Annotated in this window: 19 protein-coding genes and 1 pseudogene; 16 read left to right on the top strand and 4 right to left on the bottom strand. The window is 65.2% G+C overall.

The genetic code is table 11. The features are described from left to right. Positions 1-284: 284 nt before the first annotated feature. Both BBTA_RS07510 and BBTA_RS07505 read left to right on the top strand, forming a co-directional pair. The gene (locus BBTA_RS07510; RefSeq protein WP_012041867.1) at positions 285-3,467 is read left to right on the top strand and encodes an efflux RND transporter permease subunit; all 3,183 of its coding nucleotides are present in this window, start codon (positions 285-287) and stop codon (positions 3,465-3,467) included. A 250-nt stretch (positions 3,468-3,717) separates the two neighbouring features. Next, positions 3,718-3,939: a hypothetical protein gene (locus tag BBTA_RS07505; protein ID WP_012041866.1), complete on the top strand. Its 222-nt coding sequence runs from the start codon at positions 3,718-3,720 to the stop codon at positions 3,937-3,939. Positions 3,940-4,016: 77 nt separating this feature from the next. Here the strand turns inward: BBTA_RS07505 and BBTA_RS07500 are convergent, their stop codons facing one another. Then, positions 4,017-4,904, bottom strand: a complete 888-nt coding sequence (locus BBTA_RS07500) for an SDR family oxidoreductase (protein ID WP_041750446.1) — start codon at positions 4,902-4,904, stop codon at positions 4,017-4,019. A gap of 143 nt (positions 4,905-5,047) precedes the next feature. Between BBTA_RS07500 and BBTA_RS07495 the strand changes: the two genes are divergently transcribed. From BBTA_RS07495 to BBTA_RS07475, 5 genes are all read left to right on the top strand, one after another. After that, positions 5,048-5,482, top strand: coding sequence for a helix-turn-helix domain-containing protein (locus BBTA_RS07495; protein WP_012041864.1), 435 nt, complete (start codon positions 5,048-5,050; stop codon positions 5,480-5,482). A 323-nt stretch (positions 5,483-5,805) separates the two neighbouring features. After that, positions 5,806-6,828, top strand: coding sequence for an ABC transporter substrate-binding protein (locus BBTA_RS07490; protein ID WP_085972683.1), 1,023 nt, complete (start codon positions 5,806-5,808; stop codon positions 6,826-6,828). A gap of 97 nt (positions 6,829-6,925) precedes the next feature. Beyond that, positions 6,926-8,023 carry an ABC transporter ATP-binding protein gene (locus tag BBTA_RS07485; protein ID WP_012041862.1) on the top strand — a complete coding sequence of 366 codons (1,098 nt, stop codon included), beginning with the start codon at positions 6,926-6,928 and terminating at the stop codon, positions 8,021-8,023. Between the two features lie 35 nt (positions 8,024-8,058). Continuing rightward, the gene (locus BBTA_RS07480; RefSeq protein WP_041751321.1) at positions 8,059-9,171 is read left to right on the top strand and encodes an ABC transporter permease; all 1,113 of its coding nucleotides are present in this window, start codon (positions 8,059-8,061) and stop codon (positions 9,169-9,171) included. Continuing rightward, complete coding sequence (locus BBTA_RS07475) at positions 9,168-9,947, top strand: ABC transporter permease (protein WP_012041860.1); 780 nt, start codon at positions 9,168-9,170, stop codon at positions 9,945-9,947. Before BBTA_RS07480 ends, BBTA_RS07475 begins: the two co-directional genes overlap by 4 nt. A 167-nt stretch (positions 9,948-10,114) precedes the next feature. Here BBTA_RS07475 and BBTA_RS07470 read toward each other — a convergent pair whose 3' ends face one another. From BBTA_RS07470 to BBTA_RS41270, 3 genes and pseudogenes are all read right to left on the bottom strand, one after another. Then, the gene (locus tag BBTA_RS07470; RefSeq protein WP_012041859.1) at positions 10,115-11,014 is read right to left on the bottom strand and encodes an NAD(P)-dependent oxidoreductase; all 900 of its coding nucleotides are present in this window, start codon (positions 11,012-11,014) and stop codon (positions 10,115-10,117) included. A 532-nt stretch (positions 11,015-11,546) separates the two neighbouring features. Then, on the bottom strand, positions 11,547-12,197 hold the full coding sequence (locus tag BBTA_RS07465) for a glutathione S-transferase family protein (RefSeq protein ID WP_012041858.1): 651 nt from the start codon (positions 12,195-12,197) through the stop codon (positions 11,547-11,549). Between the two features lie 161 nt (positions 12,198-12,358). After that, positions 12,359-12,488: pseudogene (locus BBTA_RS41270) on the bottom strand (IS30 family transposase); the annotation flags it as partial. A 557-nt stretch (positions 12,489-13,045) separates the two neighbouring features. On the opposite strand from BBTA_RS41270, the gene BBTA_RS07460 reads away from it, so the two are divergent. The 9 genes from BBTA_RS07460 (at position 13,046) to BBTA_RS07420 (ending at position 22,629) form a co-directional block, all read left to right on the top strand. Then, entirely contained in the window at positions 13,046-14,323 is a 1,278-nt protein-coding gene (locus tag BBTA_RS07460) for a bacterial transcriptional activator domain-containing protein (RefSeq protein ID WP_244424461.1), read from the top strand. A gap of 202 nt (positions 14,324-14,525) precedes the next feature. After that, entirely contained in the window at positions 14,526-15,782 is a 1,257-nt protein-coding gene (locus BBTA_RS07455; RefSeq protein WP_012041855.1) for a cytochrome P450, read from the top strand. An 84-nt stretch (positions 15,783-15,866) separates the two neighbouring features. Continuing rightward, on the top strand, positions 15,867-16,946 hold the full coding sequence (locus BBTA_RS07450; protein ID WP_041750444.1) for a PEP/pyruvate-binding domain-containing protein: 1,080 nt from the start codon (positions 15,867-15,869) through the stop codon (positions 16,944-16,946). 40 nt (positions 16,947-16,986) lie between these two features. Then, positions 16,987-18,795, top strand: a complete 1,809-nt coding sequence (locus tag BBTA_RS07445; protein WP_012041853.1) for a PEP-utilizing enzyme — start codon at positions 16,987-16,989, stop codon at positions 18,793-18,795. A 56-nt stretch (positions 18,796-18,851) separates the two neighbouring features. Then, positions 18,852-19,454, top strand: coding sequence for an HD domain-containing protein (locus BBTA_RS07440; protein WP_041750443.1), 603 nt, complete (start codon positions 18,852-18,854; stop codon positions 19,452-19,454). Positions 19,455-19,477: 23 nt separating this feature from the next. After that, entirely contained in the window at positions 19,478-20,917 is a 1,440-nt protein-coding gene (locus tag BBTA_RS07435; protein ID WP_012041851.1) for an aldehyde dehydrogenase, read from the top strand. Then, entirely contained in the window at positions 20,914-21,531 is a 618-nt protein-coding gene (locus tag BBTA_RS07430; RefSeq protein WP_012041850.1) for an HD domain-containing protein, read from the top strand. The genes BBTA_RS07435 and BBTA_RS07430 overlap by 4 nt, the downstream gene beginning before the upstream one ends. Next, positions 21,528-22,289 carry an SDR family NAD(P)-dependent oxidoreductase gene (locus BBTA_RS07425; RefSeq protein WP_012041849.1) on the top strand — a complete coding sequence of 254 codons (762 nt, stop codon included), beginning with the start codon at positions 21,528-21,530 and terminating at the stop codon, positions 22,287-22,289. The genes BBTA_RS07430 and BBTA_RS07425 overlap by 4 nt, the downstream gene beginning before the upstream one ends. A 16-nt stretch (positions 22,290-22,305) precedes the next feature. Continuing rightward, the gene (locus BBTA_RS07420) at positions 22,306-22,629 is read left to right on the top strand and encodes a 2Fe-2S iron-sulfur cluster-binding protein (protein WP_041750441.1); all 324 of its coding nucleotides are present in this window, start codon (positions 22,306-22,308) and stop codon (positions 22,627-22,629) included. Positions 22,630-23,090 lie beyond the last annotated feature (461 nt).

Below are 23,090 nucleotides of genomic sequence, written 5' to 3'. Positions count from 1 at the left end.
ACCCTGCCCTGGAGGGGGAGGGTCGACGCGCGCACAGCGCGCGGCAGGGTGGGGTGACAGCGGTAGTTGGACGAAACGCACTCGCATCATCCCAGCTCTTGCATGACGCGGCTTGGACACGATTGAGCACCGCATGCGCGGAGGGTCTGCCACCCCACCCCGTCTCGCATGTCGCTTCGCTCATGCGAGCCGACCCTCCCCCTCCAGGGGAGGGTGAACACCGCGCATGCCGAACCTACCCGTCAGACCACAACCACTGACATCTCCCGACCACGGGGCCTCCCATGAACCTCTCCAAATTCTTCATCGACCGGCCGATCTTCGCAGGCGTGCTGTCGACCCTCATATTTCTCGGCGGCCTCATCGCGCTGTTTGCGATGCCGATCTCGGAATATCCCGACGTGGTGCCGCCCTCGGTGGTGGTGCGCGCGACCTATCCCGGCGCCAATCCGAAGGTGATCGCCGAGACGGTGGCGACGCCGATCGAGGAGCAGATCAACGGCGTCGAGAACATGCTCTATATGAGCAGCCAGGCGACCACCGACGGCGCCATGACGCTCACGGTCACCTTCAAGCTCGGCACCGACCCGGACAAGGCGACGCAGCTGGTGCAAAACCGGGTGCAGCAGGCCGAGCCGCGGCTGCCCAATGTCGTGCGCCAGCTCGGCGTCATCACCAAGAAGAGCTCGCCCGACCTGACCATGGTCGTGCATCTGATCTCGCCGAACGGCCGCTACGACACGACGTATCTGCGCAACTATGCGGTGCTCAACGTCAAGGACCGGCTGGCGCGCATCGACGGCGTCGGCGACGTGCAGCTGTTCGGCGCCGGTGACTATTCGATGCGGGTGTGGGTCGATCCGCAGAAGGCCGCCGAGCACGGCCTGTCCGCCTCCGATATCGTCAAGGCGATCCAGGCGCAGAATGTCGAGGCCGCTGCCGGCGTGGTCGGCGCCTCGCCGAGCGTCAAGGGCCTCGACCTGCAGCTCTCGGTCAATGCCGAGGGCCGGCTGTCGAACGAGGACCAGTTCGCCGACATCGTCGTCAAGACCGGCGCGCATGGCGAGATCACGCGGCTGCGCGACGTCGCCCGCATCGAGCTCGGCGCCTCGGAATATGGCCTGCGCTCGCTGCTCGACAACAAGCAGGCGGTGGCGATCCCGATCTTCCAGGCGCCCGGCTCCAACGCGCTGCAGATCTCCGACAATGTCCGCGCCACCATGGCGGAGATCGCGAAGACGATGCCGGAGGGCGTCGAGTATCACATCGTCTACGACCCGACGCAGTTCGTGCGCTCCTCGATCGAGGCCGTCGTGCACACGCTGTTCGAGGCGATCGTACTGGTCGTGATCGTCGTGATCCTGTTCCTGCAGACCTGGCGCGCCTCGATCATCCCGCTGCTGGCGGTGCCGGTCTCGATCGTCGGCACCTTCGCGGTGATGCACCTGTTCGGCTTCTCGATCAACGCGCTCAGCCTGTTCGGCCTGGTGCTCGCAATCGGCATCGTCGTCGACGACGCCATCGTCGTGGTCGAGAATGTCGAGCGCAACATCGAAAGCGGATTGTCGCCGCGCGATGCCACCTATCAGGCGATGCGCGAGGTATCGGGTCCGATCATCGCGATCGCATTGGTGCTGGTCGCCGTGTTCGTGCCGCTCGCCTTCATCTCCGGTCTGACCGGGCAGTTCTACAAGCAGTTCGCGCTGACGATCGCGATCTCGACCGTGATCTCGGCCGTCAACTCGCTGACCCTGTCGCCGGCGCTGTCGGCGCTGCTGCTCAAGGGCCATCATGATCCGAAGGACCGCCTCACCCGCTTCCTCGACCGCGCGCTGGGCTGGTTCTTCCGCGGCTTCAACCGCACCTTTGTCCGCGCCTCCGACAATTACAGCGGCAGCGTCTCCAAGGTGATCACCGGCAAGGCCGCGGTGATGATCCTCTATGTCTTGCTGATCGGAGCCACCGGCCTGCTGTTCAAGCAGGTGCCGGGCGGCTTCGTGCCGGGCCAAGACAAGCAATATCTGGTCGGCTTCGCCCGCCTGCCGGACGGCGCCACGCTCGATCGCTCCGAGGAGGTGATCCGCAAGATGAGCGACATCGCGCTGACTCAGCCCGGCGTCGAGAGCTCGATCGCCTTCCCGGGCCTGTCGATCTCCGGCTTCACCAACTCCTCTAATGCCGGCATCGTGTTCTCCGGGCTGAAGCCGTTCGACGAGCGCAAGGACCCGTCGCTCTCGGGCGGCGCGATCGCCCTGCAGCTCAACAAGAAATACGCGGGGATTCAGGATGCGTTCATCGCGATGTTCCCGCCGCCACCCGTCAATGGCCTGGGCACGATCGGCGGCTTCAAGCTGCAGATCGAGGATCGCGCCGGCCGCGGCTACGAGGCGCTGAACGACGTCACCGCCGCCTTCATGGGCGCCCTGCAGAAATCACCGGAGATCGCCGGTGCGTTCTCGAGCTTCCAGGTCAACGTGCCGCAGCTGTTCGCCGACATCGACCGCACCAAGGCGCTGCAGCTCGGCGTTCCCGTCACCGAGGTGTTCAACACGCTGCAGATCTACCTCGGCTCCTACTACGTGAACGACTTCAACAAGTTCGGCCGCACCTATTCGGTGCGCGTGCAGGCCGACGCGCCGTTCCGTGCCCGCGCCGACGACATCCGCCAGCTCAAGGTCCGTTCTTCGTCCGGTGAGATGGTGCCGCTGTCGGCGCTACTCAACGTCCGGCAAAGCGCCGGGCCTGAGCGCGCCATCCGCTACAACGGCTTCCTGTCATCGGACATCAACGCCGCTGCGGCCCCCGGCTTCTCCTCCGGCCAGGCGCAGGCGGCGGCCGAGAAGATCGCAGCAGAAGTGCTGCCTCCTGGATTTGCCTTCGAATGGACCGACCTGACCTATCAGGAGTTCATCGCCGGCAATTCCGGACTCTGGGTGTTCCCGCTCGCGATCCTCCTGGTGTTCCTGGTGCTGGCCGCATTGTACGAGAGCCTGACCCTGCCGCTGGCGATCCTGATGATCGTGCCGATGGCGCTGCTGGCAGCGATGGCCGGCGTCTACATCTCGAAGGGCGACAACAACATCTTCACCCAGATCGGCCTGATCGTGCTCGTCGGCCTCTCCGCCAAGAACGCGATCCTGATCGTCGAATTCGCGCGCGAGCTCGAATTCGCCGGACGCTCGCCGCTGCGGGCCGCGATCGAGGCCAGCCGTCTCAGGCTGCGGCCGATCCTGATGACGTCGATGGCCTTCATCATGGGCGTGCTGCCGCTGGTGCTCTCGACCGGCGCGGGCTCGGAGATGCGCCGCGCGATGGGGGTGGCCGTGTTCTCCGGCATGATCGGCGTCACCGTCTTCGGCCTGTTCCTGACGCCCGTTTTCTACGTGCTGCTGCGGACGCTGACCGGCATGAAGCCCCTCACCCAGCATGGCGGCCACGGCACCGTTGCCGCCCAGCCCGCGGAGTAAACGGCGATGTGAACGCGCGTGATGTCGGATCCGGACAACGCGATCGTCTCTTGATCCGTATGGGCAAGGGACGGTTGGCGTCCTCATCACGCACCACCAATGATCCGGCCCACGATCACATCTGATCGACTGTGAACCGGATCACAGACCAGCGCAGCGAAATGGAGGACGCCAACTCCAGCACGTTGCGCCGACCCGGCGGCCTGTCCCGCACCAGGCCGCCGGGTCATCTGACCGAAGGAGTTGCAACATGGATTTTTTGAATCAAATGGTCGCAGCCAGGTTGATGAAGACCGCCGAGGGATTTCAGCGCATCGGCGCACACGCTGCCTTTCGTCGGCTGCCGGGCCCGCATGGCGCTGCTGCGAGCCAGCGCCCGGCGGTGGGCCTGGTCGTCGACAATTCCGCAGGACACGATACCGCGCTGTCGCAGATCTGCCCGGAGCGCGATGGCTGCAGCGCCGGTCTCTAGACCGGCGCTGATCTCATGCGATGCCAACAAGCGGCTCGTGGCGTTTCACAGAGCCTGCCACGGTTCGCCCGACGGCCTCAGGCGAAGGCGCCCTTGGTCTTTTCGACCCAATCAGCAAAGCTCTGCGGCGCGACACCGGTGATCGCCTGATAATCGCCGGTCACTTCGGCCACGCGGCCTTGCGCGGTGTTGGTGTCGAACGACGCAAAGATTTCGGCCAGCGGCTGCGGCAGTCCCGCGCCGACCATGCCCTGGATCAATCCCGGCAGCGGCACCTGCACGACCTCGATCGGCTTGCCGGTGGCCGCGGACAGGATGCGCGCGATCTCGGCCTTGGTCAGCGCCTGTCCACCGCTCAGCGTGAACGCCCTCTTGCCGCTGAAATTGCCGGCGAGCACCACCGCCGCGGCCCGCGCGAGGTCGTCCCGCGCGATGTCGGCTGACGCGCCGCCCTCGTCCGCGGTGAACCAGCGGCCGGAGCCGAGGATCTGGGGCAGCGACATCAACAGGTTCTCGAAGTACCAGTGATTGCGCAGCACGGTCCAGCCGGCGAGCTTGCTGTCGCGCAGCGCAGCCTCGGTGCGAGCGTGGTCGGGCGCGATCAACAACGGTGAGTTGTCGGGCTTCGGCATCGACGTGTAGACGACATGGCCGACACCGGCCTGCTCGGCCGCCGCGATGGCGCGGCCATGCTGTTCGGCGCGATAACCGGGACGATCGAGCCTGTCCGTACTGATCAGCAGCATGCGGCCAACGCCGGCAAAGGCGGCAGGCAGCGATTGCGGATCGTCGAAATCGGCCGCGCGGACCTGGACGCCCTGGGCAGCCAGATCCTTCAACTGCTCTGGCTTGCGCGTCGCGGCGATGATGCTGCCGGCCGGCACCTTCAAGGTGGTCAGCAGGTGGCGGATTACGGCGCGGCCGAGCTGGCCAGCGGCACCGGTCACGAGGAGAGTGTCGGACATTGTTAACCTTCGTCGAGGGGCTATGGGGTGGAAAACGCTGGCGAGCTGCCGCGCAGCGGGCTAAAGTCTCTTTCCGAGACCTGCTCTACATTAAGAACCATCAGAGCCTGCCGAAAGAAGGCAGTTTTCTGGGAGATAGGCACATGAAGGGAACTACCTCGGCCACAGCGCCGTCGGACGTGCCCGCACCGGCCGGGGGCGTGCGCGCCTGGAAGGAGAAGTTCGTCTCGATCGAGGACTGCCCGATCCGCACCGTCATCAACCAGATCGGCGACAAATGGAGCGTGCTGATCCTCGCCGTGCTCGGCACACGCCCGCACCGCTTCGGCGAGTTGCGACGCGAGATCGATGACATCTCGCAACGCATGCTGACGCAGACCCTGCGCGACCTGCAGCGCGACGGCCTGATCGCCCGCCGCGTCATCCCAACCGTGCCGCCGAGCGTCGAATACAGCGTCACTGCGCTCGGGCAGAGCCTGCTCGAGCCGATGTCGCGCCTGATCGGCTGGGCCGAGCAGCATCAGGCCGAGATCAAGCGGTCGCGGCAGCGCTTTGACGCGAGCGTTGCGCCGGATTGACCATTGTAGCGCGCGTGATGGCGTGCGCACGGCACAAGCTCACACGCGCCTTGTTTGCATGCCGCGGCGCAGGACCATGTTGCATGGACCTGCGATGCCTGCGTTGCTGCGATGCCGCTCGATGGAGCGCTAACGCCAAAATAGCATCAGCTTGCGGTGAAAACTCGCGCTTGCCAGGGCCAGGAACAGCCGATAGCCTTTTTGTACCTTCAAAGCGCGACGGATGAGCGAGCATGTTGCCTCTGCGGACCACCTCCACGAATGCAATGTCGAACAAGACGGAGCTGGCCGCATCACGCGCGCCGGTGAGCGTCGCGAAGACAATGGTGGTGGCCGCCGCAGCGTTGCTCGGTGTCATCACTGCGGCGCAGGCGCGCGATCTCACTGTCGTGTCGTGGGGCGGCAACTATCAGGATGCACAGCGCAAGATCTACTTCCAGCCGTTTGCCGCCAAGCTCGGCGCCACCGTGCTCGACGAGAGCTGGGACGGCGGCTATGGCGTGCTGCAGGCCAAGGTGAAGGCCGGCGTGCCGAACTGGGATGCGGTGCAGGTCGAGGCCGAGGAGCTCGAGCTTGGCTGCAGCGACGGTATCTATGAGAAGATCGACTGGCAGAAGATCGGCGGCAAGGACGGCTTCATCCCGGCCGGAGTCAGCGATTGCGGCGTCGGCGCCATCGTCTGGTCGACGGGGCTGGCCTATGACGGCGACAAGATCAAGGATGCGCCGAAGAGCTGGGCGGATTTCTGGGACACGGCGAAATATCCGGGCAAGCGCGGCCTGCGCAAGGGCGCCAAGTATACGCTCGAATTCGCGCTGATGGCCGATGGCGTGCCTGCGACCGACGTCTACAAGGTGCTGAAGACCAAGGACGGCGTCGACCGTGCCTTCAAGAAGCTCGATGCGCTGAAGGCCGACATCATCTGGTGGGAGGCCGGCGCACAACCGCTGCAGCTGTTGTCATCGGGGCAGGTGGCGATGACCTCAGTCTATAACGGCCGCATCAGCAACATCAACCGCACCGAGGGCAAGCATTTCGGCTTTGTCTTCCCGAACAGCATCTACGCGGTCGACAGCTGGGTGGTGCTGAAGGGCTCGCCCAACAAGGATGCCGCGATGAACTTCATCGCCTTTGCGAGCCAGGCGGAGAACCAGGCCAAGCTGCCCGAATACATCGCCTACGGCCTGCCGAACATCGCTGCCGCCAGACTGGTGCCGGAGAAATTTGCCGCGGAGCTGCCGACCACGCCGGACAATCTGAAGCAGGCGATCGCGCTCGATGTCGGCTTCTGGACCGACAATTCGGAAGAGCTGTCGAAGCGCTTCAACGCCTGGCTGGCACGCTGAGCCCGCGGCCTCATCGATCGGATGCGCGATCTTCGGCTCGCGCGTCCGCCCTCCTCGTACATGAGTCCCGGCGTGATCAGCGCCCAAAGCCGTCGTCATGGACACCCCCTTCATCTCGTTCCGACAGGTGGTCAAGCGCTTCGCGGCGCTGACCGTGGTCGACCATCTCGATCTCGACATCGCGCGCGGCGAGTTCATCGCTTTGCTCGGCCCCTCCGGTTCGGGCAAGACGACGCTGCTGATGATGTTGGCCGGCTTCGAGCAGCCGACCAGCGGCACCATCGCAGTCGATGGCCGCCGCGTCGACGGGCTGCCGCCGCACAAGCGCGACATGGGCGTGGTGTTCCAGAACTACGCGCTGTTCCCGCATATGAGCGTCCGCGACAACATCGCCTTTCCGCTGAAGATGCGGAACACGCCCAAATCCGAGATCGCGACGCGCGTCGCGCGCGTGCTCGACATGGTCAAGCTCTCGGCCATGGCCGAGCGCAAGCCGGCGCAATTGTCCGGCGGCCAGCAGCAGCGCGTCGCCTTGGCCCGCGCGCTGGTGTTCGAGCCGCAGGTCGTGCTGATGGACGAGCCGCTTGGCGCGCTCGACAAGAAGCTGCGCGAGCAGATGCAGCTCGACATCCGCGACCTGCATCGCCGGCTCGGCCTCACCATCGTGTTCGTCACCCACGACCAGGACGAGGCGCTGACGATGTCCGACCGCATCGCCGTGTTCAACCACGGCAGGATCGAGCAGATCGGGCCGCCGCGCGAGATCTACGCATGGCCGCGCTCGCCCTTCGTCGCCGAGTTCATCGGCGAGACCAATCTGCTGGCGTGCAAGGTCGACGCCCAGGCCGGCGAGGCGATGCATCTGATCACGGATTCAGGCCTCGCATTGTTGGCGCATGCCGGCGCGGGCCGCATCGCAGGCGACAAGGTGCGGGTCTCGATCCGCCCCGAGGCGATCCGGATCAACGATCACGCGGCTGCGACGGCGAACCGCCTGACCGCGCGCATCATAGATGCCGTGTATTTCGGCGATCACATGCGCCTCGTCGCGACCGTCGGCGCGCAGCGCATGATCATCAAGGGCGACCGCATGAGCGGTGCGGCGGAGGTCGGCAGCGAGGTTGCATTGTCCTTTGCGGCGTCGGATGTCTGGGTGGTGGGATCATGCAACGACCAGCCCTCCGCCAGCGCCTGACGGCGGTCCTGCTGCTGGCGCCGCTGCTGGCGTTCATGCTGTCGTTCTTCGTCGCGCCCTTGGTGACGATGATGAAATCGGCGGTGTCGGATCCGGTGGCGACCGAGGCGCTGCCGCGCACCGCCGCGGCGCTGGCCGGCTGGGACCGCGCGAACGTGCCGCCCGCACCGGCGCAGTCCGCCTTCGCCGCGGACATCCGCGCACTGCGCAACGACGAGCAGTTCGGCGATCTCGTGCGCCGCCTGAACAGCACGCAATCCGGCTTCCGCAGCCTGCTCGGCAAGACGCGCCGCGCGCTCGATGGCACTGGCGCTGTCGATCTCGCCGCGATCGACCCGCGCTGGAGCGAGACCTCCTGGTGGGCGACCATCGCCGACGCCGTCGCCTCGCCCTGGACCGACAAGAACCTGCTCGCCGCCGTCGACCTTGAGCGCAATACCGCGGGCAACATTGCAGCGATGCCGGAGGGCGCCTCGGCCAACCGCCTGATCATGATCCGGACCTTTGTGACCGCGGCGCTGGTGACCTTGGCCTGCATCCTGATCGGCCTGCCCTACGCGATGGTCGCCGCCTCCGTCGAAGGCTGGCGCCGGCAGATTCTGCTCGGCGCGGTGCTGCTGCCGCTCTGGACGTCGCTGCTGGTGCGAACCGCCGCCTGGTACATCGTGCTGCAGGACAATGGCCTGATCAACGCGGCGCTGAAGGGGCTCGGCCTGACATCCACGCCGATCCCGCTGATGTTCAACCGGCTCGGCGTGATCATCGCGATGACGCATGTGCTGCTGCCGTTCATGGTGCTGCCGATCTTCAGCGTGCTGATCGCGATCCCACGCAATCTGATGCCGGCCGCGGCCTCGCTCGGCGCGCACCCCCTGCGCGCCTTCCTCCACGTGCTGCTGCCGCTGTCGATGCGCGGTGTCGTCTCCGGCGCGCTGCTCGTGTTCATGGCCGCGCTCGGCTACTACATCACGCCGGCGCTGATCGGCGGCGCCAACGACCAGATGATCAGCTCCGTCATCGCCTATTACGCGACGGCGGCGGCAAACTGGGGCATGGCTGGTGCACTCGGCCTGGTGCTGCTCGCCATGACCATCCTGCTCTATGCCGTCTACATCCGGCTGACCGCGGCCGAGGAGCGCAGCGCATGACGCCACTGCCCATCCTCAAACTCGTGTTCGCGGCGCTCGTGATCCTGTTCCTGCTTGGCCCGCTGATCGCGGTGCTGCCGCTGTCGCTGACCGACAGCGTGTTCCTGAACTATCCAATCCCGGGCTATTCGACGCGCTGGTTCCGCGAGCTGGTTACCGCCGATTCCTGGCGGCTGTCGATCGTCAACAGCCTGCTGATCGGCGCCGGCACCACGACGCTGGCCACCCTGCTCGGCACGCTCGCCGCCCTCGGCCTGCGCGGCAGGCGGGCGTCGCTGGTGTTCTCCACACTACGTACCGTCTTCCTGCTGCCGATGGTCGTCCCGGCCGTGGTGCTCGGCGTCGGAATGCAGCTGATGTTTTCGCGCTACGGGCTGACCAACACTTATCTCGGCGTCATCATCGCCCACACGGTCGTGGCCGTGCCGTTCGTGCTGGTCAACGTCTCCTCGGCCCTGCAGGGCGTCGATGTCAGGCTGGAACAAGCGGCGGCGAGCCTCGGCGCCGCGCCTGCGACCGTGCTGTTCGCCGTGACCCTGCCGATCGCCCTGCCCGGCATCATCTCGGGCGCGCTGTTCGCCTTCGCCACCTCGCTCGACGAGGTGGTGCTGACGCTGTTCGTCGCCGGGCCCAATCAGCGTACGCTCGCGCGGCAAATGTTCGCCACCATCCGCGAGAACATCAGCCCGGCGATCGTCTCGGCCGCGGCGGTGTTCATCGTCGGCACGATCGTGCTGTCGCTCGCGATGCTCGCGGTCCGGCGACGGCTGGCGTGAGCGCGAGACGCGCGCACCTGCCCTTTGGGTGACTCGTCCTACCCGGGCTTGCCCCGGGCATCCACGTCTTTCGCTCCACGCATCATGACGCGGACAGCCGTGGGACGAGCCCGGCCATGACGTCGTGGAGAGAGCCGGCCTCCCCCCTGACGTCAGATCCGCTCGCCCTATCCCGCCTTCACATATTGCCGCCAATCATGCTCCTCCTTGAACCCGAGCACCTCCCGCGTCTTCCGGTTTGACAGCGGCGCCTCGCGTTCGCCGAGCTCGCGCGTGATTGGCACGTTGGGACAATAACGCCGCAGCAATTCGCGGGTCGGGATCGTGGCGGTGACGGTGTCGTTCACGGCATTGAACACCTGGAAGCCGAGCCCATCCTTCTGGATCGCCAGATGCACGATCTCGCCGAGGTCGCGGGCGTCGATGTAGGACCACGCATTGCGCTTGCGCGACGGCGGATCGGCCAGGAAGCGCGGGAACATGTCGTATTCGTGCGGCTCGATGACATTGCCGATCCGCAAACAGTAGATGTCGATGCCGTAGCGCATCGCGAAGGCGCGCGCGGTCTTTTCATTGACTACCTTGGACAGCCCGTAGGAATCCATCGGGTCGGTGTCGTAGTCCTCCTCGAGCGGGAAGCTCTTGAAGTCCTTGTCGCCCTCCGCAAAGCAGACACCATAGGTGGTCTCGCTGGAGGCGATGATGATCTTGCGCACGCCGAGCTTCGCTGCGGCCTCGATGACGTTGTAGGTGCTGAGGGTGTTGACGCGGAAGGTCTCGTTGTCGGGCGCGATCAGCACGCGCGGGATGGCCGCGAAATGCACCACGGCATCCGGCGCCTGGGCAGGCCGGCCGGCATTGAAGCCCGCGAAGCCGTCATGCGTGGTCAGGGCGTTGAAGGCCTGGCCGCTGTCCGTCAGATCGGCGATCAGCGTGTTGATGCCGGGCTGATCGAGCGGCTTGAGATCGACATTGAGCAGCTCGTAGCCCTTGCTCTTCAGATGCGGCAGCACGTGCCGGCCCGCCTTGCCGGTCCCCCCGGTGAACACCACACGCTTGGCTGTCATTTGTTCTCTTGTCCCTACTGATGCGTGAAGACGACCTTTCTATCAGCTCCCGCCAACGCCGCTCCAGAGGAACTTTCACCTGAGGCGCAGATCAGCGAATGCTCACATGGGTGGTTGGGCCAGAACGGCATGGAACCTCTGATCGGCTGGCCAGAGACGAATACAACAGATTGCGGGCTGGTCTCGCGGAACCCCGTCGAGGCAATCGAGCGTAACCCTGCATCAGCTCGACGCCGGCTCTCAAATGAACCTTTGTGCTTGCCGTCCTGACCCACCTCAGGCGGGGCAAAGCAGAGGTCGCGAATGACGGCTATGGCCAGAGTACTTTCCCGGGCGCTGTCTGGGTCACCGCTTGGCGTCAAGGACGAGTTGCTCAGACATCTGTTGCTGATCTGTGCCGCCACTTTGTTCATCACAATGATGGCACTGACCTATGGGATCGATCTGAGCCCCGGCTTGTTCTGATCGTCGCCGCCTCCGAAGGCTCTGAGCTTCTCGTTCGAGGGACGGTGAGACCGGCATCCGTCTGGCTTCAGAACTCAAGTCGGCCGTAGAGGTCGTCGAACGGGATGCAAACGTGCGTACGGTACGCTGGCCTGGCCAATAGTCGCTCATACCAGCGTTCAACATTCGGCAAGGCCGGGCGCGGCAGATCCAGATTGAAATAGCGGTAGAGATGCGTGCCGATCGGAATGTCGGCGAGCGAAAGGTTGTCGCCCAACAAGAACAGTCTGCCTTCCAGCTGGCGCTCGACGCGTTGCAAATAGCTGACAGTCTGATCAAGGGCGGCATTCACCGCAATCATGTTGCGCTTCGATTCCGGCGTCCTGTACCAGCCCCAGAACACCCCGCCCAGAAAGGCGGGCTGCAGCGCCGATTGAGACCAGTCCATCCACTGATCCGCCACCGCTCGCTCTGCCGGGTCGATACGCCAGAACGCGCTGCCATCAGCATATTTTGCAGCAAGATATCTCAAGATCGCCTGCGATTCCCAGACGACGACCCCGGAATCATCGAGCACCGGAACGCGACCGTGCGGATTCATCGCCAAGACGTCCGGCCTGTCGAGACCGCCAAATGCCCCTCCAAGCTGGACATGACGGTGGTCAAAGCCAAGTTCGCCAACCAGCCACATCACCTTCTGCACATTGAACGATGATGTTCGGCCAAAAACCGTGATCATGGACGTGCCCTTTGCTCGACGCTCAGCTCACAAACCGCATTTGCCGGGAAAGCGCCAGCGACATGCGTTCGAAGCATCCCTGGCCGTGCTGAGGTCCGCAAGCGAATAAAGCTCGATTGTCGGTGGCCGCGCCCCAAACGGCATTGGAGTCTGCGCTGGGATGAACGGTTCGGTCTGCCGTTGGGCAGCCTCTGCGACTGCAAATATCTCGTCAACGTCGTAGATGCTCAGGTCGGTTCTTTTGGGGAGGTATTGCCGCAGCCGCCCGTTCGTGTTTTCGTGCGTACGGCGCATGGACTACGACACCGAGGATGTCTGCGCCATCGTGCGCAATGTGTTTCAGGGACGCGTCGATTTTCACGATGGCGACGAGGACATCGCGCCGGAAATATCCGTCCACCTTGCACCCGGTCATACCGCGAGTCTGCAGTTCGTCCGCGTTGCACCCGCGACGGCTGGCTGGTCCTCGCGTCAGACGCATACCACTCGCACCGCCATCTCGATTGGAAGATGCTCTCGTGATGCGTCTCGATCAGTTGCGAAACGAAGCCTTGCATCGATCCGACAGCAGCTCCTAGACTACCTCACTTTGCTGACTCCAACGAGGCTGTCGCGGGTGAGCGCCCATGGCCGAAAACAATTCTATCAACCTCGCGCTGTTCGCGACGCAGCAAAAGCTACTCTTTGCGGACTTTTTCAAGCGTTATCAGGCTGTTTCGCAACCCTGCCGGATCTTCGTGATCGCGGCGGACGCAAACGCGGTCCCGCGCGCCGAAAAGCTAGCAAAGCGTATCAATAAGAGTGGACTTGTCGAGGGCAAGAGCTTTGTCGAGACGGCCTTGTTGCGGGTGCCAATCTCGTTTCGCGACGTCGCAAGCCGGATCGAGAAGTGGGTGGCGCCGACGCGGAAACAAGGCCCTGCCCTGCTCGTCGTGGACATGAGCTGGGGTCTCGAAACCAACTCGGCAACCGCCAATTTCGAAGGCTGGCCTGCGCTCGCGGAAGCGCTCGCCCAGCAGTCCGAACTCTCGATCGCCTCGCTATACAACCGCCGGCTGCTGATCGACGAGCAGTTGCTCGTCGCCTTGCGTGGCCATCCGCAGATCCTCACCAGCAGCGGGTTGGTGGACAATCCGCATTGGCTCCCGTCACGACTCCAGACGCGCGGCGCGCTACGCGAGCAAGTCGATTTCTGGCTCGGCACGATCGCGCCGGAGCTGCGAATCGGCACCTCGGCGGCGGCGCTGCATGCCGCCGAAGGCGCCGACCCGATGTGGCTGTTGCGCCGCTCGGCGGAAGAGCCGGTCACGGTTCATCTCGACAGCCGCGACCGCTGGAAGATCCGCTGCTTCGGCCGGCTGCGGATCTATCGCAATGATGGCAGCCAGGTGGACTGGGACCCGCCGGGCGGCGCGACGCGCAAGACCAAGACGCTGTTCGCCTATCTGCTGCAGAAGGGCGGCCATGGCGCCGGCACCGACGAGCTCGCCGATCTGCTCTGGCCGAACGCCGACGACATCGAAGCCGCACGCAACCGCCTCTACCATACCGTGCGCTATCTGCGCTTGGCGCTGGGCCAGTCGGACGGCCGCGACGGCGGACGAAACTACGTGCGGCGCGAGGGCTCACGCTACGTGCTGGTGCCGCCGGAACGCAGCTGGCTCGACATATCGACCTTCGAGCAACTCTGCCGCCAGTCCCAAGGACACATCAAGGCCGGCGCCAGCGACGAGGCGCTGATCTGTCTGCAGGCGGCCGACCGTCTCTACACCGGGGACCTGTTCGAAGACATCCCCATCGAATATGCCGATGACGGGGAGCGCGACTGGTGCTGGAGCAAGCGTTATTGGCTGCGTGACATGTTCTTCAAGGTGCAGCGCGACGCGGCGCGGATCTATCTCGAACGCAGCGACTACTCGGCCGCGCTCGCGCATTGCCAGAAGGCGCTCGCGATCGATCCGCTGTGCGAGATGGCGCATGCCGAGGCGATGCAGGTGTTCAAGGCGCAAGGACGGCGCGAGGCGATCGACCGCCAGTTCAAGCTCTATCTCGATTCCCTGAAGCATTTCGACGACCGTCCGAAGAGCACCTCGCTTCAAGAGTTGCATCGCAAGCTCACGGCGTGAGTGCAGATTTCGACATATGCAAAATCGCAGGCCGGCCCGCGCCGGCGTTCCGGCCGAACGGGCCGTGGCTGCCATTCGCCAACCGATTTGACGATTTCTTCATATCTGCCATATGGTTATCGGCTAAAGAAAACCCAAAGATCGCCGCCTAGGATGAGCCCATAACAACGGTCGCCGTGAGGGCGGCGAATGGGAGGACGACATGCCAGGTTCGGCTGCTCAGCTGGCGCGATGCCCCTATCACGACGCCGCAACGGACTTCGATCCGTTCGAGATGCGCGATCCGTTCCCGTTCTATGAATGGGCACGCGCCGAGGCTCCGGTCTTCTTTTCCGACGAGCTGAAATATTTCGTGGTCGCGCGCCACGCCGACATCAAGGCGGTGTTCGACGACTGGCGCACCTTCTCCTCGGAAAACGCCCAGGCGCCGCTGCGCCCGATGTGCGAGGAAGGCAGGCGCATCATGCGCGAGGGCGGCTTCACCGCCTATTCGGGCCTCTCGGCCCGCGTGCCGCCCGATCACACCCGCATCCGCAAGCTGGTGCAGGGCTGCTTCGGACCGCGCCGCTTCAGGGCGATCGAGCCGGAGATCAAGGCCATCGTCAACCGGGCGATCGATACGTTCGCCGAGCGTGGCCATGCCGACTTCTTCCGTGAATTCGCCTATGACGTGCCGGCGCTGGTGCTGTTCAAGCTGGTCGGCATTCCCAACATCGATGTGCCGCGCGTGAAATCCTGGGCGGTGAGCCGTGCGCTCCTGACCTGGGGCGACCTCAGCGACGACGAGCAGATCGTGCACGCCCGCAACATGGTCGAGTATTGGAACTACTGCCGCGCGCTGGTGCGCCAGCGCCACGACGATCCGACCGACGATCTGCCGGGCGATCTGGTGCGGCTGCAGAAGGATGGCGCCGAGATCAGCGACGAGGAGATCGCCGGCGTGCTCTACAGCGCCCTGTTCGCCGGCCACGAGACCACGACGACCTTGATGGCCAACGGCATGCGCGAACTGCTGCAGCGGCGCGAGAACTGGGAAGCCCTCATCGCCGAGCCGCAGCTCATTCCGAACGCCGTCGAGGAATGCCTGCGCTTCAGCCCGTCCATCGTGGCCTGGCGCCGGCGCGCGCTGAAGGACACGGAGATCGGCGGCGTGCCGGTGCCGAAGGAGGCCAATATCCTGCTGCTGATCGGCTCCGCCAACCGCGACGAGACAGTGTTCTCCGCGCCGGCCCGCTTCGATGTCCGGCGCACGGATGCGCGGAGCCATCTGGCGTTCGGCTATGGCATTCACACCTGCGTCGGCCAGCAGCTCGCCCGCATCGAATTCGCCATTGCCCTGGGCGAGCTGACTCGCAGGCTTCCGGGCCTGCGGCTGGCCGCGGACCAGACCGACGATTTCGTTCACAACATCTCGTTTCGCGTGCCGACGGCACTTCGGATCGAATGGGACGTGGCCTGACGCGCACCGATCGTCTCCGGGACGCGTCGCACAAGCAAGAACAAGCCCGGATGCGATCCGGGCCACAAGGTGGGGAACAGACGCATGGGCGCCAACGCAGCCGCATCCTTCATCGTGCCGTTCGAAGCCGCATGCGCGGACGACTTTCCGCGCATCGGCGGCAAATGCGCAAGCCTTGCGCGCATGATCGCACAAGGCGTCCGCGTGCCCCAGGGCTTTGCGGTCACGACCGACGCCTACGCCCTGCACCTTCGAAGCAACGGGCTCGCGGCCACGATCAGCGAGCGTCTGGCGCGGATCGTGCTCGACGATGTGGATGACGAAGAGAGGCTGTCGCACGAGATCCGCGATGCGATCGTGGCGCAGCCGATGCCGGCCGCGGTCGAGCAGTCGATCCGCGAGGCCTATCGCCGGATGTCGCCCGACGGCCAGCTGCCGGTCGCGGTGCGCTCCTCCGCGACCGCCGAGGACCTGCCTGATGCCAGCTTCGCTGGCCAGCAGGACACCTATCTCTGGGTGGTGGGCGAGGACGCCGTGGTCGAGAAGGTCAAGGCGTGCTGGGCCAGCCTGTTCAATGCCCGCGCCATCTCCTATCGCGCCGAGAACGGGCTCGGGCAGATCGACGTGCTGATGTCGGTGGGCGTCCAGAAGATGGTCAATGCGTCAGCGGCAGGCGTGGCGATGACGCTCGATCCGATCAACGGCGACCGCACCAAGATTGTGATCGATTCCGCCTTCGGTCTGGGCGAGCCCGTGGTGTCCGGCGAGATCACGCCTGACAATTTCGTTGTCGAGAAGGTGCTGCTGCAGGTGATCAAGCAGCGCATCTCCGAGAAGGATTTCGAGCTTGTGGCCGATCGCGCGGCGCGCCGAACCGTCGAGCGCGTGATCGCCCCGGAGCGGCGCACGCTGCCCTCGCTGACCAACGCCCAGGTGCTCGCCGTCGCCCGGCTCGCGAAGTCGCTCGAGCGCAGCATGGGCTGTCCGCAGGATGTCGAATGGGCGATCGATGCCGATCTGCCGGAGGACGACAATCTCGTCGCGCTGCAGAGCCGGCCCGAGACGGTCTGGAGCCAGAAGAAAAAGCAGACGACGGCGGTCTACGAGACCGGCATCGCCGGGGTGCTGGGGACGCTGCTCGCCCCGATCCAGGCCAAGCGGTAAGCACGACCATAACGACAAACGACAACGAGGGGAAACAACCATGACGGCGCACGCGAAATTCCCGAGCCCCTATGACCTGAAGACGCCCGTGGGCGCCGAGGGCTGGGAGAAGCTCTATCCCTATTATCTGCAGTTCCAGAACAGCCTGCGCGACAAGGAGGACGGCAAATTCTGGTTCTGCGACTCGCAGCACTGGCCGAGCCCGTTCAAGCCGTTCGACGCCGTCACCGTCGAGTTCGCCGTCAAATGCCTCGGCCAGTACAACACCCGGCATTATCTGATCCCGCCGGCGAATGGCGTCGAATACCGCATTCACAACGGCTATTGCTACATGAGCCCGGTCGCGGTCGCGCCGGAGCTGATCGGCGACCGCGTGCCGCATTTCATGGAGCGCGCCGGCTACTACTTCCAGAACTGGGATCGGCTGCTGGCCAATTGGGACAAGAAGGTCCGTGCCAACATCGCCGATCTCGAAGCGCTCAGCTTCGAGCCGCTGCCGGACGCCGTGCCGCTCGACTGGATCACCGGCGGCGTCGGCCTCGACAACACCTATGCGCTGACCGAGACCTACGACCGGGCGATCCAGCTGCTCTACAAGACCTGGCAGTATCATTTCGAGTTTCTCAATCTCGGCTACGCCGCCTATCTCGACTTCTTCAGCTTCATGAAGGGGCAATTCCCCACCATTCCCGACCAGGCCATCGCCAAGATGGTTCAGGGCGTGGAGGTCGACCTGTTCCGCCCCGACGATGAGCTGAAGAAGCTCGCCAAGCTCGCGGTGAAACTCGGGATCGCCAGCGCGCTGAAGAGCGGCTCCGTCGACGAGGCACTGGCCGCCGTCAGCCGTGCACCGAACGGCGCCGAATGGCTGAAGGCCTGGAAGGAGGCGCAGGATCCCTGGTTCAACTTCACCTCGGGCAACGGCTTCTACTCGACCGACAAATACTGGATCGAGCATCTCGACATCCCGCTCGGCTATATCAGGGACTACATCGTCCGCCTCGAACGCGGCGAGGAGATCGACCGGCCGACGGAAGCGATCGCGCGGGAGCGCGACCGCATCACCTCGGAATATGCCGAGATGCTCGACGCCGATGCCCGCGCCGCCTTCGAGGGCAAGCTCGGGCTCGCCCGCACCGTGTTCCCCTATGTCGAGAACCACAATTTCTACATCGAGCATTGGTCGATGAGCGTGTTCTGGCGCAAGATGCGCGAGCTCGGCGCCATCTTCCGCGATGCCGGCTTCTGGAAGGACGCCGACGACCTGTTCTACCTCAACCGCCAGGAAGTCCGCGACGCACTGTTCGACTACGGCAATGGCTGGGCCGTCGGCGCGCCAGCGATCGGTCCGACCTACTGGCCGCCGGAGATCGAGCGGCGCAAGAAGATCATGGCCGCGCTGGCGACCACCCCGCCGCAGCCCGCGCTCAACAATCCGCCTGATGTCATCACCGAGCCGTTCACGATCATGCTCTGGGGTATCACCACAGAGAGCATCGGCCGCTGGCTCGACGGCGCCGCGAATACGACCAAGCTGTCCGGCATGGCCGCTTCGCCCGGCATCGTCGAGGGCCGCGCCCGCGTGGTGCGCTCGGCCGACGAGCTCGGGCAGATCGAACAGGGCGAGATCCTGGTCGCGCCGGTGACCGCGCCGAGCTGGGCGCCGATCTTCGGCAAGATCAACGCGATCGTCACCGACATCGGAGGCATGATGTCGCACGCCGCGATCGTCTGCCGCGAATATGGACTGCCCGCCGTCACCGGCACGGGGCGCGCGAGCTCCTCGATCAAGAACGGACAGATGCTGCGCGTCAACGGTTCGACCGGCGAAGTCACCATCCTCTCCTGACCCCAAACCACGGAAGGCCGGCGGTGCCGGCCTTCGCCGCAAGATTGGATACAGCAATGCTCGACAGGCCCGAGATCGGCAGCCGTTATGATCAGGTATGGCGCATCAGCGAGCCCTATATGCGCGCCCGCAAGAACGACGTCCACATTCCGCTGTCCTATGCCTACGCGCGCAAGCTGCTGGTGCACTATCCGGACGCCGATGAGGACATCGTCTCGCTCGCGATCATCCTGCACGATATCGGCTGGTACTCCATCGACATGACCGACATCATCGAGAAGGGATTTGGCCCCAACATGATGCAGTCGGAGGTGCGCTTCCTGCACGAGAGCGAAGGAGTCCGCATGTCGCGCGAGGTGCTGGAGCAGGCCGACTGGCCGGAGCCGGTCATCGTCGCGGTCGGCGAGATCATCGACGGCCACGACACGCGCCCCTACCCGCGCTCGCTCAACGACCGGATCGTGCGCGACGCCGACAAGCTGTGGCGCTTCACCACCACCGGCGTCGCCGTCGCCTGCGACTGGTTCAAGATGACGCCGCACCAATATGCCGCGCGCCTGACGACGCAATTCGCGTTGCTCGAGACCGACGCCGGACGCGCGATGGCCGAGGATGCGCTGACCCAAACCCGGTCCGCGCTGATGCTCGACCTGATCTGACCCCGGGGCACGCGGACATGGAGATGTTCATCGACGGCCGCTGGGTTGGCGCCCTGGGCGGCGCGACGTTCGACGTGCTCGACCCGGCCACCGGCGAGACGATCGACAGCGTTCCGGAGGCCGGTCCCGCCGATGTCGATGCCGCCATCCGGTCGGCCGAGATGGCGTTCCAGGCGTGGAAGGCGACGCCGGTCGCCGAGCGAGCGCGGCTGCAGAAGGCCGCGGCACGGCTGATGCGCGAGAACGCCGAACAGCTCGGCCGCCTGCTGACCCGCGAGCTCGGCCGGCCGCTGGCCGGCGCGATCACGGAAATCCAGCGCTCGGCCGAATTGCTCGACGTCTACGCCGAGGAAGGCCTGCGCCTGCATGCCGAGATGCCGCTGACGGGCGTGGCGGGCGAGAAGATCATCATCACCCGCGAACCGGCCGGCGTCGTGATCGCAATCACGCCGTTCAATTACCCGGTGACATTGCTCTGCTTCAAGCTCGGCGCGGCGCTGATGGCCGGCTGCACGGTCGTCGCCAAGCCCGCCGAGGACACGCCGTTGTCGACCTTGCGGCTCGCCGAGCTGTTCCGGAAGGCGGGCTATCCAACTGGCTGCTTCAACGTCGTCACCGGCCGCGGCCCGGACGTCGGCATGCAGATGATCGCACATCCGACACCGCGCAAGATTGCCTTCACCGGCGGCACCCAGGCCGGCAAGGCGATCGCCGCCGCAGCTGCCGGGACGATGAAACGCGTCACCCTCGAGCTCGGCGGACAGTGTCCCGCCATCGTCTGCGCCGATGCCGACATCGGCGCAGCGTCTGCGGCGATCGCGCGTCATGCCTTCGCCAATTCCGGGCAGTTCTGCTACCGCGTCAATCGCGTCTATGTCGAGCGCCCGGTCTACACCAGGTTCCTCGATGCGCTCGCCGACAGGGTCTTGCAACTGGATGTCGGCAACGGCCTGACCTCGACCTGCGCGCTCGGGCCGCTCGTCAACGAGAAGATCTATCGCAACAGCGATCGACAGATCGCCGATGCGCGCGCCAGTGGCGCAACCATCCTGACCGGCGGAGCCCGTCTCACCGGCGGCCTGTACGACAAAGGCTGGTTCCTGCCGCCGACGGTCATCGCCGACGCCGGCCCCTCGTCTCTGATCATGACCGAGGAGACGTTCGGCCCCGTGCTCGGTGTCGCGCCGTTCGACCATCACAGCGAGGCTTTGAGGCTTGCGAATGCGACGATCTATGGCCTCGCCGCCTTCGTGTTCTCCCGCAACCTCGCGACAGGACTGACATTGGCGGAGCGGCTCGAAGCCGGCTCGGTCTGGATCAACGACATCCAGCGCTCGAACCAGCGCGCACCGTTCGGCGGCATGAAGCAGAGCGGCATCGGCCGCGAGAAAGGCCGCTACGGCGTCGAGGATTATCTCGAATACAAGACGATCTACCTCACTTACGACGCGGAGCTGCGATGACGCATTTTCTGCGCGACCAGGATCTGCAGATCTGGCTGGCGGCGCGGCCCTGGCTGGACGTGCGCTCGAACGACGAGCATACGCTGATCTCGTATCGTCTGGGCCAGGCGCTGCTGCGGCTGCATCCGGACGTCGATGCCTCGGTGGTGCTGCCCGCCATCCTCATGCACGATGTCGGCTGGAAGAGGTTCCCGCCGGAGCAGCTCGCTGCGGCTGTCGGCCCTAATCCCCGATATCCCGAACTGCAGCGCGCCCACGAGATCGAGGGCGTGAAGATCGCCAAGGAGGCCTTCACGCGCCTTGCCATTCCGGGGCTGCAGGTCGAGACCATCCTGGCGATCATCGACGGCCACGATACGCGCAAGACGGCGATCTCGTGCGAGGACGCGCTGATGAAGGACGCGGACAAATTGTGGCGCTTCACCGGCCACGGCATCGCGACGATCGGAGGCTGGTTCGATACGCCGCCGAAGGAGACGGTCGCGATGCTGGAAAGTTTCGTGCTGCCATCGATGCTGACCGAAACCGGCACCGCCATGGCCCAGGCCCTGATCGCCGAGGGCACGGCCTCCGCCTTCATGACCGATCTGCTCCACATTGGGGGTCCCGCATGAGCACGATCCAACTGCCGGGCAAGCGCGTCATCGTCACCGGGGCGGCAGGCGGGCTCGGCCGCGGCTTCGCGCTGGCCTTCGCGGCCGCAGGCGCCGAAATCGTCGCCGCCGACATCCGTCTCGGCGGCGTCGAGGAGACCGCGCGGCTGATTCGCGACGGCGGCGGCAAGGCGCACGCCGCCGAGGTCGACGTCGCCAACGAAGCCTCGACTGCCGCGCTGGCGCAATTTGCGCTCGCGCGCATGGGCGGGGTCGACGTGCTGGTGAACAATGCCGCCATCTATGCCGGGCTGGAGCGCCGCGGCTTCGAGGCGATCCCCGAAGCCGAGTGGGACCGCGTCATGCGCGTCAATATCAAGGGCGTGTGGATGATGACCAAGGCGGCCGCACCGCTGATGCGGCGCACCGGCGGCGGCGCGATCGTCAACGTCTCCTCGGCGACGGTCATGAGCGGCTCGCCGCTGTGGCTGCACTACGTGTCGTCGAAAGGCGCAGTCATCGCGATGACGCGCGCGCTGGCGCGCGAACTCGGCGACGACAAGATCACCGTCAACGTCATCGCACCCGGCTTCACCCTCACCGAGGCGAGCCTTGGCCTGATGGAGAACGCCGCCGAATACGGCGTCACGCGCGGCGCGCTGAAGCGTGCGGCCGATGTCGACGACATGGTCGGCGGCGCCTTGTTCTTCGCGTCGCCGGCGGCAGCCTTCATCACCGGCCAGACCCTGATCGTCGACGGCGGCCGGCAGTTCATCTAGGGACTCATCAAGACCCATGCCCAGGATCATCTTCATCGAACCCGATGGCACCGTGCGAACCGTCGAGGCCGCGCACGACGAGAGCGCCATGCAGGCGGCGAAGCGCAACGGCATCGATGGCATCATCGGCGAATGCGGCGGCTCCTGCATCTGCGCCACCTGCCATTGCCATGTCGACCAGGCCTGGCTCACGCGCGTCGGCCCGGCCGGCGATATCGAGGCCGATGTCCTCGAGTTCGAGGCCACGGACGTCCGACCCGAGAGCCGCCTGGCGTGCCAGATCCCGATCACCGACGCGCTCGCGGGTCTGGTGCTGCACGTTGTCGGCCGCAGCCGTTGATCCGCGGGAAGCTAAGCCAGCCGCCTGTTGGCTTCGGCCTCATCGTCAATCTGCTCAGAACGGGACACGGGCAGGCACCTCCACGCCTGCTCGCTTCGCAGGTGTGAACCCGCGCGCTTGAGCGGATCGGCCGAAGGGGTCGACGCAAACGCGTCAGCCCTCGACCGCAGTCGACTATTCCTGTCGCATCGCATCAATCCATCGCGGCATTTACGGCGCCGCCGATGCGATCATTTGCGGTCGCGCCGCAGTTCACGCGCCTCGCATTGATGCGGTGACTAAAGAAAAACCAAAGGAAGCCTCCTACACTCCGCCGCATAACAAGCGCCGACCTAGCCGACCGATCAGTCTCGATCATCTGGATCGTACGACATCGATACGAGCGGCACGGAGTTCGCCCGTTCAAGGGCGGCAGGGCGGACACAACGAAAAACGACGAATGCGATCATCGAGCTCGGGAG

Origin of the sequence: Bradyrhizobium sp. BTAi1 (assembly GCF_000015165.1) — a bacterium.
Lineage (GTDB): Bacteria > Pseudomonadota > Alphaproteobacteria > Rhizobiales > Xanthobacteraceae > Bradyrhizobium > Bradyrhizobium denitrificans.
Note: the sequence above shows the minus strand (reverse complement) of the source record. Positions and strands in the feature narration are given on the sequence as shown.

Excerpts from the sequence above, each read along its gene's own strand:
- BBTA_RS07495 (WP_012041864.1), top strand. The coding sequence starts at position 5,048 with ATGAAGGGAACTACCTCGGCCACAGCGCCGTCGGACGTGCCCGCACCG.
- BBTA_RS07465 (WP_012041858.1), bottom strand. The coding sequence starts at position 12,197 with ATGATCACGGTTTTTGGCCGAACATCATCGTTCAATGTGCAGAAGGTG.
- BBTA_RS07500 (WP_041750446.1), bottom strand. The coding sequence starts at position 4,904 with ATGTCCGACACTCTCCTCGTGACCGGTGCCGCTGGCCAGCTCGGCCGC.
- BBTA_RS07475 (WP_012041860.1), top strand. The coding sequence starts at position 9,168 with ATGACGCCACTGCCCATCCTCAAACTCGTGTTCGCGGCGCTCGTGATC.
- BBTA_RS07485 (WP_012041862.1), top strand. The coding sequence starts at position 6,926 with ATGGACACCCCCTTCATCTCGTTCCGACAGGTGGTCAAGCGCTTCGCG.
- BBTA_RS07430 (WP_012041850.1), top strand. The coding sequence starts at position 20,914 with ATGACGCATTTTCTGCGCGACCAGGATCTGCAGATCTGGCTGGCGGCG.
- BBTA_RS07425 (WP_012041849.1), top strand. The coding sequence starts at position 21,528 with ATGAGCACGATCCAACTGCCGGGCAAGCGCGTCATCGTCACCGGGGCG.
- BBTA_RS07435 (WP_012041851.1), top strand. The coding sequence starts at position 19,478 with ATGTTCATCGACGGCCGCTGGGTTGGCGCCCTGGGCGGCGCGACGTTC.
- BBTA_RS07470 (WP_012041859.1), bottom strand. The coding sequence starts at position 11,014 with ATGACAGCCAAGCGTGTGGTGTTCACCGGGGGGACCGGCAAGGCGGGC.
- BBTA_RS07505 (WP_012041866.1), top strand. The coding sequence starts at position 3,718 with ATGGATTTTTTGAATCAAATGGTCGCAGCCAGGTTGATGAAGACCGCC.
- BBTA_RS07440 (WP_041750443.1), top strand. The coding sequence starts at position 18,852 with ATGCTCGACAGGCCCGAGATCGGCAGCCGTTATGATCAGGTATGGCGC.
- BBTA_RS07420 (WP_041750441.1), top strand. The coding sequence starts at position 22,306 with ATGCCCAGGATCATCTTCATCGAACCCGATGGCACCGTGCGAACCGTC.
- BBTA_RS07510 (WP_012041867.1), top strand. The coding sequence starts at position 285 with ATGAACCTCTCCAAATTCTTCATCGACCGGCCGATCTTCGCAGGCGTG.
- BBTA_RS07445 (WP_012041853.1), top strand. The coding sequence starts at position 16,987 with ATGACGGCGCACGCGAAATTCCCGAGCCCCTATGACCTGAAGACGCCC.
- BBTA_RS07450 (WP_041750444.1), top strand. The coding sequence starts at position 15,867 with ATGGGCGCCAACGCAGCCGCATCCTTCATCGTGCCGTTCGAAGCCGCA.
- BBTA_RS07490 (WP_085972683.1), top strand. The coding sequence starts at position 5,806 with ATGGTGGTGGCCGCCGCAGCGTTGCTCGGTGTCATCACTGCGGCGCAG.
- BBTA_RS07480 (WP_041751321.1), top strand. The coding sequence starts at position 8,059 with ATGCTGTCGTTCTTCGTCGCGCCCTTGGTGACGATGATGAAATCGGCG.
- BBTA_RS07455 (WP_012041855.1), top strand. The coding sequence starts at position 14,526 with ATGCCAGGTTCGGCTGCTCAGCTGGCGCGATGCCCCTATCACGACGCC.